Below are 13,110 nucleotides of genomic sequence, written 5' to 3'. Positions count from 1 at the left end.
AATGCAAGTAAAAACTATAGAAGTACAGCCATACGAACACGAGCCGGCAAGTAATGCCTATCTAATGTCTATAATAGGTATTATTAGCGGCGTACCTCTACCCATTGTAAATACCATAGCTTCTTTGCTATACTTTTTAGCACAAAGAAAAAACACTTACTACGTACGCTGGCATTCTTTACAAGCGCTTTTAGCACAGGTTATGCTTATGCCGTTTAACAGTATAGCCCTTGCCTGGACGCTACGCATAATATTTTCTAAGGTACAAAGCGGGCCTGATTTTATAGACCAGCCAGAGTATTATACCGAACTAAAATCTCAACTCACCTTTCTTAACGAGGCAACCGTGGGCTACTGGGCTTATATTTGTTTTATTGTTTTCATCAACCTTTTCGAATTTATAGCCATTATAGTTACCGCTACCGAAGTTAGAAAAGGTAAAAATATCCGTTTCTTTGGAATTGCACGCCTTACTGATTTACTTTGCAGTAAGGAAAACAAAATCCAGCAATTTAAATGAAACTAGTATTTGCCTCTAACAACAAAAATAAAATTCAGGAAATCCGCCATCAGTTACCTTCAGAGATTGAACTACTGAGTCTTGAAGATATTGGTTGCACCGAAGAAATCCCCGAAACCGCATACACCATAGAAGGTAATGCCATATTAAAAGCGAATTACGTAACTGAAAAATACGGCTACAACTGTTTTGCAGATGATACCGGGCTTGAAGTAGACGCCCTTAATGGCGCTCCGGGTGTATATAGCGCGCGCTATGCCGGCGAAGCTAAAGATGCTAATGCCAACATGGATAAGTTGCTTACCGAACTAGCCGGAAACAAAAACCGTAAAGCCAACTTTAAAACCGTAATCGCCCTTAATCTTAACGGGCAGCAGCACTTGTTTACCGGGATTGTAAACGGTACTATAACTACCGAAAAAGCGGGAGACAAAGGTTTCGGCTACGACCCCCTGTTTAAGCCTGAGGGTTTGGAGGTTACATTTGCGCAAATTTCGCTTGACCAAAAAGCACAACTAGGCCACCGCGGCCGGGCCGTAAAACAACTTATAGACTTCCTGAAAAAATAACCCGCTGATATACAAATATTAGCATAAAAATAAATCTACAAAAGCCATTAGTAATTATGGTTAATAAACCGTACCTTTGCGGCTTATTAAATTTATATGAACAAATTCGAACTATTGGGGCTAAGCGAGCCACTTGTAAAGGCGATTAACGACCTGGGTTTTGAAAACCCGTCTGAAGTACAGGAAAAAGCCATACCCCTACTATTGGAAAAAGATACCGACATTGTAGCACTTGCACAAACCGGTACCGGCAAAACTGCAGCCTTTGGATTTCCGCTTATCCAGAAAATAGATCCTGAAAACCGCAGTACACAGGCGCTTATACTATCGCCAACGCGCGAACTGTGCCTACAGATTACAAATGAGATTAAGCTGTACTCTAAATACGTTAAAGGGCTGCACACTGTAGCAGTATACGGTGGAGCCAGCATTAACGACCAGGCACGCGATATTAAAAGAGGCGCGCAGATAATTGTAGCTACTCCGGGGCGTATGCAGGATATGATTAACCGCGGTATGGTTAACATCCGTGAGATTAATTTCTGTGTTCTGGACGAAGCAGATGAAATGCTTAACATGGGTTTTTACGACGATATCGTATCTATCCTTTCTACAACACCAGACGAAAAAAGCACATGGCTTTTTAGTGCTACCATGCCTCAGGAAGTGGCGCGTATAGCACGCGAGTTTATGCGTAAACCACTTGAAATTACCGTAGGCCACAAAAACCAGGGATCTAGCACTGTAGCGCACGAGTTTTACCTTGTGAACGCACGCGACCGCTACGAGGCACTTAAACGTATTGCCGATGCTAACCCAGACATTTTCTCGGTAGTATTTTGCCGTACCAAAAGGGATACTCAGGCAGTAGCCGAAAAACTAATTGAAGATGGGTACAACGCTGCAGCGCTACACGGGGACCTTAGCCAGGCGCAGCGCGACGCAGTAATGAAATCATTCCGTGGCAGGCAGATACAAATGCTTGTAGCTACAGACGTAGCTGCACGTGGTATAGACGTAGATAACATAACACACGTTGTAAACTACCAGCTACCCGATGATATAGAAACCTACAACCACCGTAGTGGCCGTACAGGCCGTGCAGGCAGGTCTGGTACATCTATTGTAATCATTACAAAAACAGAGCTTCGTAAAATCAACGCTATTGAGAAGGTAATCAAACAGAAGTTTGAAGAAAAAGCAATCCCTTCGGGTATAGAAATATGCGAAATACAGCTGCTTCACCTGGCTAACAAAATACATGACGTAGATGTTGACCATGAAATAGACGCATACCTTCCGGCGATTTATGAGGTTATGAAAGACCTTAGCAAAGAAGAGCTTATTAAGAAAATGGTTTCTGTTGAGTTTAACCGTTTCCTTAACTACTATAAGAAAAACAAAGACATTTCTGCTACAAAATCAAGAGACCGCAAAGAAGGCGATTTTACACCAGGCGGAGACGGAGCAGTACGTTTCTTTGTAAACATAGGTTCCCGTGATGATTTTGACTGGATGAGCCTTAAAGATTTCCTTCGCGACACCCTCGGACTGGGCCGTGATGATATCTTTAAAGTGGATGTTAAAGAAGGATTCTCTTTCTTTAATGCCGATGCTTCTCATGCAGAAACAATACTTGAAACCCTGAACAGCATGCACCTAGAGGGCCGCAGGCTGAACGTGGAAATATCTAAAAATGACGGAGGCCGTAACAACAGCCGTCGCGACCATAACGGCCGCAGTGGTGGTTTTGGTGGCGGAAGCCCAAGAGGCGAGCGTCGTAGCGATGGTTTCAGGAGCGGATCTGGACCAAGGAAGGACAGCAGCAGTGCCCGTCCGCCACGCCGTGGAGATTCATTCCGTGATAAAAAACCACGCCGCAGCTAAAAATATTTCTTACTAATTGTATACTAACTACAAAATGTCGCGTTTGTTTATTACTTTTACAAATCATAATAAGCCAATGCGATATTTTGTAGTTTTTTTTATCACCCTGCTATCTACAATTAGCACCTATTCCCAAACCACTGTTTCGGGTACCGTAGTTTCAGATATTACCATGCTCCCGGTTATTGATGCTAACATTATTAATATTAATAAAGTTAAAGGAACTACTACCGATGGTAAGGGTAACTTTACCATAGAAGCCTCTCCTAATGATACGTTGCACATTTCTTTTATCGGTTATCAGCCTGTAAAAGTGCGCGTAACTAATGACTGGATAAAAAATGCTAATAAAACACGCATTAACCTTGTAGAAAAGGCTAAAGTGCTGGAAGAGGTAGTTATAAACAAATACAACCTTACCGGTTACCTGCAGATAGATTCTAAGCTTGCCCCGGTACAGCAAAGGCCTTTCAGATACAACATTTCAGGACTTGGCTATGGTTATGAAGGCGGCGATAATGCTCCCGGCGCTTTCCAAAGGATTGTAGGTTCTGTATTTAACCCAACGGATTTACTACACAATGTTTTTGGCAAAAAGCCGAACGAAATGCGAAGGCTGCGCGAAATGAAAAAAGACGATGCGGTACGAAATGCCCTTGCCTCTAAATTTGACCGCGAAACACTGGCTGCATTGTTAGGGGTAACTAAAGAAGACATTGCCGAAATACTGGAACGCTGTAACTATAGTGAAGAATTTATAAAGTCTGCTAACGACCTGCAAATTATGGATGCCATTAGCGGATGCTATGAAGAATACAAAGCCGTAAACCGCAATTAAACGGTTTGCCTGTCCAAGTATCTTTGCGTTATAAAGTCAATATCTTTAATAGATTTTTGGGTCCAATCGATTCGCTTTTCAAGGAGTTCCTCCTCTGTAAGCTGCCATTTTATATTTGATTTACGAAGGCGCTGGCTTATATTTTGTATTATAATAGCAGCCGAAGAAGATATATTAAGGCTTTCGGTAAAACCAAGCATAGGTATTTTTATAAAGCCATCGGCCTGATCCAGCACTTCCTGGGTAAGCCCTTTCTTTTCTGTACCAAAAAAAATAGCAGCCCTTTCGGTAATATCAAAATCATCAAGGTCTGCCGCCTCAGCATGTGGCGATGTGGCAATTATTTTATAACCACGGCTTTTTAACTGATTTATACACTCGGTTGTGGTATTGTAGCGATCTACATCTACCCACTTCTGCGCTCCTAAGGCAATTTCCTTATCTATTTTTTTACCGTACTTTTCTTCTACAACGTGTAGTTCCTGTACCCCAAAAACTTCGCAGGTACGCAGCACCGCACTGGTATTATGCAGCTGGTATACATCTTCTATAGCCACCACAAAATGCCTGCTGCGTTGTGCGAGGATTTTAAGGAATGCATCGCGCCTGTTTTCGGTAATAAATCCTTCAAGGTAGTTAAGATAATCAGTATCGTGTGTATTTTTCATCCGGGTATTGTTGTTACAAAATTCTTTCCTAACTTAGGCTCATACAAACCTTCAATACATGACACAGGAAGAATTACTGGAGCAAATTTACAAAAAAGACAGCAAAGCCTTTACCGCACTGTACGATATGTACTCTAAAAGCCTTTATGGTATAATTTTCAACATATTAAAAGACAAAGAAGAAAGCGAAGACTTACTGCAGGAAGTATTTGTAAAAATATGGAAAAACATAGATTCTTATAACGACGGCAAAGGGCGCTTTTTTACCTGGATATTAAACATAGCCCGGAACGCGTCTATAGATAAACTGCGCTCCAAAAGCCACAACAACAGCAAAAAAAACCTCTCTTCAGATAATTTCGTACATATACTAGACTATAACACCAGCGTTACAAACCGCATAGATGCTATAGGTATAAAAGAATTTATTAACAAGCTAAAACCTAAATGTATTAAACTTATAGACCTGCTCTTTTTTAAAGGCTATACACAACAGGAAGCCAGCGAAGAGCTTGAAATACCACTGGGAACAGTAAAAACACAGAACAGGAATTGTATTAATGAATTGAGGAGTATTTTAAACGCATAATGGACACCGCAGCATACATATCATCAGGAATATTAGAGCTTTACGTTTTTGGCCTTTTAAATGAAGACGAAAACCGCGAGGTAAACCGCCTTGCCGCGCTCTACAACGACATTGCCGCCGAAATTGCCGATATAGAAAAAGCCGTGATTAACTTATCATACGCTGTTTCGCCAAAATTATCATCGGCTAATTATGAGCGCATACGCGAAAAACTATTAGACAAGTATCAGGAAAAAGTAATTCCTATACAGCCTAAACGTACTCTGGCACCATACATTGGCTGGGCAGCTGCCGTTATCTTTATGATTGGCTTTGGATACCAGTACATGATGTACAATGAAGCGACCAAAACTATGGAAGCCGCCACAAAGCAAAGCTCTAAATTTGAGCAGCTCTTAGCTATGTCGCAAAAAAACAATACCGCTAAAGACAAGGCGCTGGCTGTACTTAGAGATACAGAGAGTACTGTTATAAAACTGGAAGGCCAGCAGGTAGCGCCAACAGCTTCGGCTAAAGTTTTCCTAAACAAGGATAACGGCGAGATATACGTAGACGTTTCCGGCCTGCCCGATGCCCCCGAAGGTAAAGTATACCAGGTGTGGGCTCTTAAGCTGGATCCGCTTACGCCTACCAGTATTGGTGTGATAAATAACAAGAACGAAAACGGCAGCGTGTTTAAAATGGACAGCTATGCCGGCCCGCAAGCCTTTGGTATAACACTAGAGCCTGCTGGTGGTAGCAAATCGCCAACACTGGAACAACTGTACACCTTGGGTAAAGTTTAAAAATTATGTACTGAAAGTAGAATTTCTACAAATGATAAAGGGAAGCGTTTCGGCTTCCCTTATTTTTTTAATTACATTTGAAGCATGAGAAAGAAACTTGTAATACTGTCCGGAGCCGGAGTAAGCGCCGAAAGTGGTGTAGCCACTTTTAGGGATGCCGACGGCTTATGGGAAGGGCACGATGTAATGGAAGTTGCCACCCTCGAAGGTTTCCGCAAGAACCCCGCTTTGGTATTGGAATTTCACAACCAACGACGCAGGCAGCTTTTTGAGGTTCATCCAAACGATGCCCACCAAATTATAGCAGAGCTAGAAAAGGATTTTGATGTAACAGTAGTTACCCAGAACGTAGACGACCTGCACGAAAGAGCCGGCAGTTCAAACATCATTCACCTGCATGGGGAGTTGCTTAAAGCACGGTGCACCATAAACGAGCAGGCAATCATTGACTGGAAAGAAGATATTACACTTGGGCAACTGCACCCGCAAACGGGTAAACAACTACGGCCACATATCGTTTGGTTTGGCGAAGCGGTCCCGGCAATAATAGAAGCCGCTGAAGCCGTAGACCAGGCCGATATTATTGTGGTAATAGGAACCAGTATGCAGGTGTACCCCGCAGCCGGACTTGTAGACTACGCTAAGCCGGATGCTAAAATTTATTATATAGACCCCCGCCCCGCTACCATACCAAATATGCAGCATAGAGTAGAAGTACTTGCTATGGGTGGAAGCGAAGGAATGAGAACATTGAGGGATAAACTTTTACAGTAAAACACATTTACGATGTTGAAAAAAATTATAGGTTATTTATTATTAGTACTTGCCGCACTGATTGTTATTGGCACACTTATTACCATACCAAACACCCTTGAGGCTAAAACAACTGCTGCAATTGCAGGCAGGCTTGTGGGAATGGTTATACTGTTCTTTGTTGCGTTTTTGTTGTTTAGGGTTGGAAGGAGATGGCAAGGGTGGAGAAACAGGAAGTTGAACACTAACTAATATCGGTCAACCCTCAAGATAAATTATAGTAACACGGATATATAATCCGTATTACTATAATTTAAGTGTTTGTTACAGGTAACAAATTACTTGAAAAATTTTACCACGTTATCTTGAAATAATTTTTCTAGAGGCAGAAACTTATCTCGAAAGTTTAGAAATCTGTCGTCAACCATTTTTGTAGACAACTTTTCTTTATTCTTATCTGGAACTTTATATCTCACATATCTAATTTCATCGTTACTGAAATTAAAAGAATTAATTTTTTGTTCAATAGTTTGACGAGCATTGTCCAGCTTAACAAATTCTCCTAATTCGTCAATACTTCTCTCTTCTAATAACCCCTCTGATTCAGCATATTCCCAAATATTGGGAGGATACATTTCTTCCAATTCGATTGGGAAAGTTACTATCTTTGACTTTATATTAATAAGATGTTGCGGAGCTTTATAAGAAATAGCCTTTACTCTACTTTTATTTTGCGCATCCTTAAACTGATCTTCAGATTTTAATTTACTTAATTCTGCATTACCAGATTGATCATTATCAAAAATGCCAAATGCTTTGTATGAAGAAACACCCGATACCCAGGCCCAAGCCATAATTTGATTTTTTACGCCTGTACACCCCATACCCTCTTTACTAGCATATACAGTTTTATCCAAACCAAAGTGCATTAGCAACTTCGAAAAGACGACTACTTCATCCTTCCCTTCAACAAAAATCACATTTTTATGTATATTTTCAATCTGCTTTTTATATAATGAAATATCGTTTTGTAATCTATCGATGTCATCAACTTTCTGTTTTACATAAGGGGCTATGATGGGCATAATTCCCATATCCTCATCCAAATCTTTATAATTACTGATTTCTGAGACTTTCGCTTCAGCACCATTAGGCTTTTGAACTTTATAAAGTCTAACTTCGTTTAAGTTATTTTCTTTTAAAGTATAGAAGCCTGGCGAGTAAGTGGTCAATAAAATTTGTATAGATCTTGAATAATCAACAAACTCCTCAGCTAATCTAAACGCCGTTATCATTTCTAAATTATTCTCCGGCTCTTCGTACCCCCAAATAGTATTTACTGCGACAGAGCCTCTAGTCTTATTAATATTTAATTGATCAGCTATAAACTTTAAAATAACTGGAATATGTCTAGTTTTAATACCATCTCCCCTGTTAGAAAGGGAAATTTGATATTCCCCCTCTTTAGTGGAAAAATCTAAAGTTCTAAACAATGACTGAAGATTTGAAGGGAGTTGAATTTGGCTATCAATACTCAATCTTTTATTAATTTCAGAAATCATTGATTTTGTATTGTTTTTAATCTTTTCAATGAATTCATCTCCTGCAGTCCTTAATTCATTCTCAATAGTTTCAGCCAAAGAATCATGTAAATTAGATAGAAGTTCATAAAAATATGAATTATCACGTATAGCAGGTATATAAGAATATCTTATATTGAGAAGCCAAGCTGTTATTCTTGATCGAGGCGGAAAATCTTTTCCATCTAAGAACTTCATTACTTCACTTTGCAGCCCTATTTTTCGCCAAACTTTTGACCATTTTACTAATTTCCCTCCACTATAACTATCTGGAAGTTGTATTACTAATTCTATATGAATCTCCTCTGCTTTTTTTTGTTTTTTAGGAGCATATTTTGAATAGTCATCGTCAAAACTTAATTTTTTCCCATAGTCGGTTTCGCCATTAAAAAAAAGATTTAAGGCTTTCAAAACGTTGGATTTACCGACATCATTTAGGCCGACTAAAATTGACAACTTTTCTAATTCAATATCAGCTTTAACAATAGAGCGAAAATTTCTTACTCTTAGTTCTTTTATTATCATTTGTTAGTGGGTTGGAATGTTAAAACCAAGTTAATAAAATGTATATAATCTAATGAATAAAACTTTAAAAAATTCACTATCACTTTTAAAAACCTTATATTTGCGCGCATAAATAATACAACACACTATTTATGCAACTATCTGAACTTAACGCCATATCGCCTATAGATGGCCGATACAGGAGCAAAACCCAATCGTTATCCCCTTATTTTTCGGAACAGGCACTTATAAAGTACCGCGTGCTGGTAGAAATAGAATATTTTATAGCACTATGCGAACTGCCTTTACCACAACTTGCCGGGGTTGACAAAAACCTGTATGGCGCATTACGCGAAATCTATACCAACTTTACGGCAGAAGACGCGCTTCAGATAAAAGAAATAGAAAAAACTACCAACCACGACGTTAAAGCCGTAGAATACTTTATAAAAGCCGCTTTTGACAAGCTTGGCCTCGAGGCTTATAAAGAGTTTATCCACTTCGGGCTTACCAGCCAGGATATAAATAATACGGCTATTCCGCTTTCTACTAAAGAAGCGTTTCAGGACGTATATATGCCGCTTTTCATTAATGTAATAAACAAACTGAAAGAACTTAGCATAGAGTGGGCAGATGTACCTATGTTGGCTCGTACACACGGACAGCCTGCGTCCCCTACCCGCCTTGGCAAAGAAATCCTGGTGTTTGTAGAACGCCTTGAAGAGCAGCTTCGACTGCTTAACAATATTCCGTTTGCGGCTAAATTTGGCGGGGCTACCGGTAATTTTAATGCCCACTTTGTAGCCTACCCTAAAAACGACTGGCGTAAATTCGGGTCAGACTTTGTTGAAGGAACTTTGGAATTAAAACACTCTTTCCCTACCACGCAAATTGAGCACTACGATCATTTTGCAGCGTTTTTTGATGCCCTTAAACGCATTAACACCATACTTATAGACTTGGACCGCGATATATGGACGTACGTGTCTATGGACTATTTTAAACAAAAAATCAAAGCCGGCGAGGTGGGCTCATCTGCCATGCCGCATAAAGTAAATCCTATCGACTTTGAAAACTCAGAAGGTAACCTGGGTATAGCAAACGCTTTGTTTGAACACCTTTCGGCAAAACTTCCCATATCTCGCCTGCAGCGTGACCTTACCGATAGTACAGTGTTAAGAAATGTGGGTGTGCCTATGGGGCATACACTAATTGCTTTTGAAGCTACCTTAAAGGGACTTAATAAACTCCTACTCAACGCTGATAAATTTGCCGAAGACCTTGAAAAGAACTGGGCAGTAGTGGCTGAGGCCATACAAACCATATTACGCCGTGAGGCATACCCTAACCCGTACGAAGCACTTAAAGAACTTACGCGTACTAACACGATAATAAATCGTGAGGCGATTCATAACTTTATAGATACCCTTAGCGTAAGTGAGGAAGTAAAACAAGAGCTACTTCGCATAACGCCATCAAACTATTTAGGCATACAGCCTTAATCAACAGGCAGAAAACTGTTAAATCCTGTTTAAATTTTATCGTATGCAGAAAAACCGCTGCAAAACTTTTGGCACAATTTAGTATATTGTAAGCACGCCATAAAGCTGATAAAATTTAAACAGGTTTTTTATGCCAAATAAAATACTTATTCTCTTTGCACATCCATTGTTTGAAAAATCAAACGCAAATGATGTGCTTGTAAAAAGCATTCCAAATTCGGCTAACATTACCTTTCACGATCTTTACGAAAATTACCCAAATTTTGACATTGACATCCGTAGAGAACAGGAGTTGCTGTCCCGCCATGATATTATTATTTGGCACCACCCCATGTACTGGTACAGCTGTCCCCCATTACTAAAACAGTGGATAGACCTTGTGCTTGAACACGGATGGGCATACGGAAGTAAAGGAAAAGAACTTATTGGCAAACGCCTGTTTCAGGTAATAACTACCGGTGGCAAAAAGGAAAACTATACGCCGCAAGGCAAAGACCACTTTACTATAGGCCAACTTCTCGAACCATTTTGCCAAACCGCCACGGTATGTAACATGCACTATTTACCCCCGTTTGTAGTACATGGTACACATTTTATTAGCCCCGAGGATATGGCACAGTGTGGAGAACATTACAGCACCCTGTTGCAACTTTTAGAACGGAATGACTATGACTTAACGGAATTTAGCGGCCATCGTTACCTAAATGACTGGCTTATAACAAAACTACTATAAGCTATGACAGACGGATTCTTTTTTCAGGCAATTATATATTTGCTCGCGGCAGTAATTTGTGTACCTGTAGCAAAAAAATTAGGGCTTAGTTCTATACTGGGCTACCTTTTTGCAGGTATAATTATCGGACCCTATGTTTTAGGTTTAATAGGCCAAGAAGGGCAGGACATAATGCACTTTGCCGAATTTGGTGTAGTAATGATGTTATTTCTGATTGGGCTAGAACTAGAGCCCTATAAATTTTGGCGTATGCGAAAGTTTATACTGGGTATGGGCAGTTTACAATTAGTCTTGACAGCTGGCGTATTGTTTACTGTATGTTCTGTAGTAATGCCCTGGCCTTGGGAAACAACTTTTATAATAGCAGTGGCACTTACCCTGTCATCTACGGCTATTGTAATGCAAACACTAAAAGAGAAAGGCCTTGCAAAAACCTCTATGGGAAGGTCGTCATTTGCCATTTTACTGTTTCAGGATATAGCAGTAATACCCATCTTAGCTATAATACCGCTACTGGCAGATGGGCATGTATCTGGTAATACTATACATCAGTCACTTATCAGTAACTACCCAAACTGGTTACAAACTATTATCGTATTCGGAACAATTGGCTTTGTATACATAAGCGGAAGATATATAATCATACCACTACTGCACATTGTAGCTAAAACACGCTTACAAGAAATGTTTACCGCATCTGCCTTATTACTTGTAATGGGCGTATCATTTATAATGCAATTGGTGGGCCTCTCGCCTGCACTCGGGGCTTTTATCGCGGGAATGGTACTTGCTAACAGCGAATTCAGGCATGAACTTGAAGGAGACATAGCACCTTTTAAAGGCTTACTTTTGGGATTGTTTTTTATTGGAGTAGGTGCATCGATTAACTTTAATATTATGATGGCCGACCCCGTATTCATCATCATTTTTACAACAATATTCAACTCGATAAAGTTCTTAATACTTCTTGTGGTAGGCAAAATCTACAAGAAGAGTTCAGACCAAAATCTCCTATTTGGTTTTGCACTTAGCCAGGCCGGAGAGTTCGGATTTGTGATATTTGGATTCGCCCTACAGTTAAACCTAATGCCTGTAGATTTATCGAATCAAATGATGGCGGTAATTGCCATAAGCATGGTAGGCACCCCTTTCTTATTACTTATTAACGAAAAATGGATAGATCCGTATTTCGGCGTTAAAGAGCACAATAAGAATAAGTACGACCACATTGAGGAAAATAATGAAGTTGTAATTGCTGGATTTGGTAATTTCGGAAGCACAATTGGACGGCTCCTTAAAGCCAACGGAATACCGGCAACGATTCTAGATATGGATTCAGACCGTGTGGACTCATTACGAAAAATGGGTTTTAAAGTATACTATGGAGACGCGTCACGACTTGAATTACTACAGGCAGCAGGTTGTGAGAACGCGAAACTGTTCATCGCCGCCATAGACAATCCGCAAGTCAATTTATACGTCTCAGAACTGGTAAAAAAACACTTCCCACATCTGAAAATACTTGCGCGAGCCCGAAACCGAAACGATGCATTCGACCTTATAAATATGGGAATAAATGATTTCTATCGTGAAAACTTATATAGTGCTGTTAACTTAGGGATAGATGCGCTCGTGGAAATGGGACACAGGCGATATACCGCTACAAGACAAGGACAACGTTTTATAAAATATGACGAAGCTGCCACACGCAGACTGGCTACCGACCGCCATGATAAACAAATGCTGATAGCAGGCACACTTAAGGAAATCGAAATTCAGGAAAAATTACTAAGGCAGGATTTATACGCACAACTAGGAGGATTGGACCATAGTTGGGAGAGTGCCGAAAGAAGAAAAGAAGAGAATGAAAACTAATAATTAAGTACGCTTTGAAGAATGGCTAATACTGTTTAGTCTAGAAAAAAACAAAGTATACTTTATAACAAAAAAATGTAAAACTTATAACTGTTTACGATCAACTGGAATTGATTAGTTAGACTTACTATTTTAAAGAAATTTAAAGTAGGAATATAATGTCTATAAAGAATCCAGATTAACGCCCCCCTCACATCGTTCACGCAAGGATTCCCGGGAAAAACTACCCTCATTTGAGTTGGTTTTACGTTTGTTATGCTGTAAAATAAATGTTTTTGAGATGTATTTAGGGAGGTGTTTAAAAATA

Annotated in this window: 13 protein-coding genes; 11 read left to right on the top strand and 2 right to left on the bottom strand. The window is 39.9% G+C overall.

All coding sequences use genetic code 11. The features are described from left to right. The first annotated feature begins 1 nt into the window (after nt 1). The 4 genes from ACLI08_RS14440 (at nt 2) to ACLI08_RS14425 (ending at nt 3,814) form a co-directional block, all read left to right on the top strand. Complete coding sequence (locus ACLI08_RS14440) at nt 2-520, top strand: DUF4870 domain-containing protein (protein ID WP_411429216.1); 519 nt, start codon at nt 2-4, stop codon at nt 518-520. Then, entirely contained in the window at nt 517-1,089 is a 573-nt protein-coding gene (locus ACLI08_RS14435; protein WP_411429215.1) for a non-canonical purine NTP diphosphatase, read from the top strand. Before ACLI08_RS14440 ends, ACLI08_RS14435 begins: the two co-directional genes overlap by 4 nt. A 96-nt stretch (nt 1,090-1,185) precedes the next feature. Further along, nucleotides 1,186-2,976, top strand: a complete 1,791-nt coding sequence (locus tag ACLI08_RS14430; RefSeq protein ID WP_411429214.1) for a DEAD/DEAH box helicase — start codon at nt 1,186-1,188, stop codon at nt 2,974-2,976. Nucleotides 2,977-3,052: 76 nt separating this feature from the next. After that, on the top strand, nt 3,053-3,814 hold the full coding sequence (locus ACLI08_RS14425; protein ID WP_411429213.1) for a carboxypeptidase-like regulatory domain-containing protein: 762 nt from the start codon (nt 3,053-3,055) through the stop codon (nt 3,812-3,814). On the opposite strand, the gene ACLI08_RS14420 is transcribed toward ACLI08_RS14425, so the two are convergent. Beyond that, nucleotides 3,811-4,482 (bottom strand): TrmH family RNA methyltransferase, encoded by a 672-nt coding sequence (locus ACLI08_RS14420; RefSeq protein ID WP_411429212.1) that lies wholly within the window; start codon nt 4,480-4,482, stop codon nt 3,811-3,813. The two genes, ACLI08_RS14425 and ACLI08_RS14420, sit on opposite strands and share 4 nt — an antisense overlap. Nucleotides 4,483-4,540: 58 nt before the next feature. Between ACLI08_RS14420 and ACLI08_RS14415 the strand changes: the two genes are divergently transcribed. The 4 genes from ACLI08_RS14415 (at nt 4,541) to ACLI08_RS14400 (ending at nt 6,861) form a co-directional block, all read left to right on the top strand. Continuing rightward, nucleotides 4,541-5,071 (top strand): RNA polymerase sigma factor, encoded by a 531-nt coding sequence (locus tag ACLI08_RS14415; protein ID WP_411429211.1) that lies wholly within the window; start codon nt 4,541-4,543, stop codon nt 5,069-5,071. Next, nucleotides 5,071-5,856, top strand: a complete 786-nt coding sequence (locus ACLI08_RS14410; RefSeq protein WP_411429210.1) for an anti-sigma factor domain-containing protein — start codon at nt 5,071-5,073, stop codon at nt 5,854-5,856. Before ACLI08_RS14415 ends, ACLI08_RS14410 begins: the two co-directional genes overlap by 1 nt. A gap of 84 nt (nt 5,857-5,940) precedes the next feature. Beyond that, nucleotides 5,941-6,630 carry an SIR2 family NAD-dependent protein deacylase gene (locus ACLI08_RS14405; protein WP_411429209.1) on the top strand — a complete coding sequence of 230 codons (690 nt, stop codon included), beginning with the start codon at nt 5,941-5,943 and terminating at the stop codon, nt 6,628-6,630. 12 nt (nt 6,631-6,642) lie between these two features. Continuing rightward, entirely contained in the window at nt 6,643-6,861 is a 219-nt protein-coding gene (locus tag ACLI08_RS14400; protein ID WP_411429208.1) for a hypothetical protein, read from the top strand. Nucleotides 6,862-6,947: 86 nt separating this feature from the next. Here the strand turns inward: ACLI08_RS14400 and ACLI08_RS14395 are convergent, their stop codons facing one another. Continuing rightward, the gene (locus tag ACLI08_RS14395; RefSeq protein WP_411429207.1) at nt 6,948-8,714 is read right to left on the bottom strand and encodes an ATP-dependent nuclease; all 1,767 of its coding nucleotides are present in this window, start codon (nt 8,712-8,714) and stop codon (nt 6,948-6,950) included. A gap of 131 nt (nt 8,715-8,845) precedes the next feature. Between ACLI08_RS14395 and purB the strand changes: the two genes are divergently transcribed. The 3 genes from purB (at nt 8,846) to ACLI08_RS14380 (ending at nt 12,803) form a co-directional block, all read left to right on the top strand. Then, nucleotides 8,846-10,195, top strand: coding sequence for an adenylosuccinate lyase (purB, locus tag ACLI08_RS14390; protein ID WP_411429206.1), 1,350 nt, complete (start codon nt 8,846-8,848; stop codon nt 10,193-10,195). 130 nt (nt 10,196-10,325) lie between these two features. Continuing rightward, on the top strand, nt 10,326-10,928 hold the full coding sequence (locus ACLI08_RS14385) for an NAD(P)H-dependent oxidoreductase (RefSeq protein WP_411429205.1): 603 nt from the start codon (nt 10,326-10,328) through the stop codon (nt 10,926-10,928). Nucleotides 10,929-10,931: 3 nt separating this feature from the next. Then, on the top strand, nt 10,932-12,803 hold the full coding sequence (locus ACLI08_RS14380; protein ID WP_411429204.1) for a monovalent cation:proton antiporter-2 (CPA2) family protein: 1,872 nt from the start codon (nt 10,932-10,934) through the stop codon (nt 12,801-12,803). The last annotated feature ends 307 nt before the right edge of the window (nt 12,804-13,110 follow it).

The sequence above is a fragment of the Flavobacterium sp. RNTU_13 genome, assembly GCF_046614455.1.
In the GTDB taxonomy this organism is placed as follows: Bacteria; Bacteroidota; Bacteroidia; order Flavobacteriales; family Flavobacteriaceae; genus Flavobacterium.
The sequence above is the reverse complement of the archived record's forward strand: the minus strand, read 5'-3'. Positions and strand labels throughout refer to the sequence as shown.

Excerpts from the sequence above, each read along its gene's own strand:
- ACLI08_RS14440 (WP_411429216.1), top strand. The coding sequence starts at position 2 with ATGCAAGTAAAAACTATAGAAGTACAGCCATACGAACACGAGCCGGCA.
- ACLI08_RS14435 (WP_411429215.1), top strand. The coding sequence starts at position 517 with ATGAAACTAGTATTTGCCTCTAACAACAAAAATAAAATTCAGGAAATC.
- ACLI08_RS14430 (WP_411429214.1), top strand. The coding sequence starts at position 1,186 with ATGAACAAATTCGAACTATTGGGGCTAAGCGAGCCACTTGTAAAGGCG.
- ACLI08_RS14425 (WP_411429213.1), top strand. The coding sequence starts at position 3,053 with ATGCGATATTTTGTAGTTTTTTTTATCACCCTGCTATCTACAATTAGC.
- ACLI08_RS14420 (WP_411429212.1), bottom strand. The coding sequence starts at position 4,482 with ATGAAAAATACACACGATACTGATTATCTTAACTACCTTGAAGGATTT.
- ACLI08_RS14415 (WP_411429211.1), top strand. The coding sequence starts at position 4,541 with ATGACACAGGAAGAATTACTGGAGCAAATTTACAAAAAAGACAGCAAA.
- ACLI08_RS14410 (WP_411429210.1), top strand. The coding sequence starts at position 5,071 with ATGGACACCGCAGCATACATATCATCAGGAATATTAGAGCTTTACGTT.
- ACLI08_RS14405 (WP_411429209.1), top strand. The coding sequence starts at position 5,941 with ATGAGAAAGAAACTTGTAATACTGTCCGGAGCCGGAGTAAGCGCCGAA.
- ACLI08_RS14400 (WP_411429208.1), top strand. The coding sequence starts at position 6,643 with ATGTTGAAAAAAATTATAGGTTATTTATTATTAGTACTTGCCGCACTG.
- ACLI08_RS14395 (WP_411429207.1), bottom strand. The coding sequence starts at position 8,714 with ATGATAATAAAAGAACTAAGAGTAAGAAATTTTCGCTCTATTGTTAAA.
- purB (WP_411429206.1), top strand. The coding sequence starts at position 8,846 with ATGCAACTATCTGAACTTAACGCCATATCGCCTATAGATGGCCGATAC.
- ACLI08_RS14385 (WP_411429205.1), top strand. The coding sequence starts at position 10,326 with ATGCCAAATAAAATACTTATTCTCTTTGCACATCCATTGTTTGAAAAA.
- ACLI08_RS14380 (WP_411429204.1), top strand. The coding sequence starts at position 10,932 with ATGACAGACGGATTCTTTTTTCAGGCAATTATATATTTGCTCGCGGCA.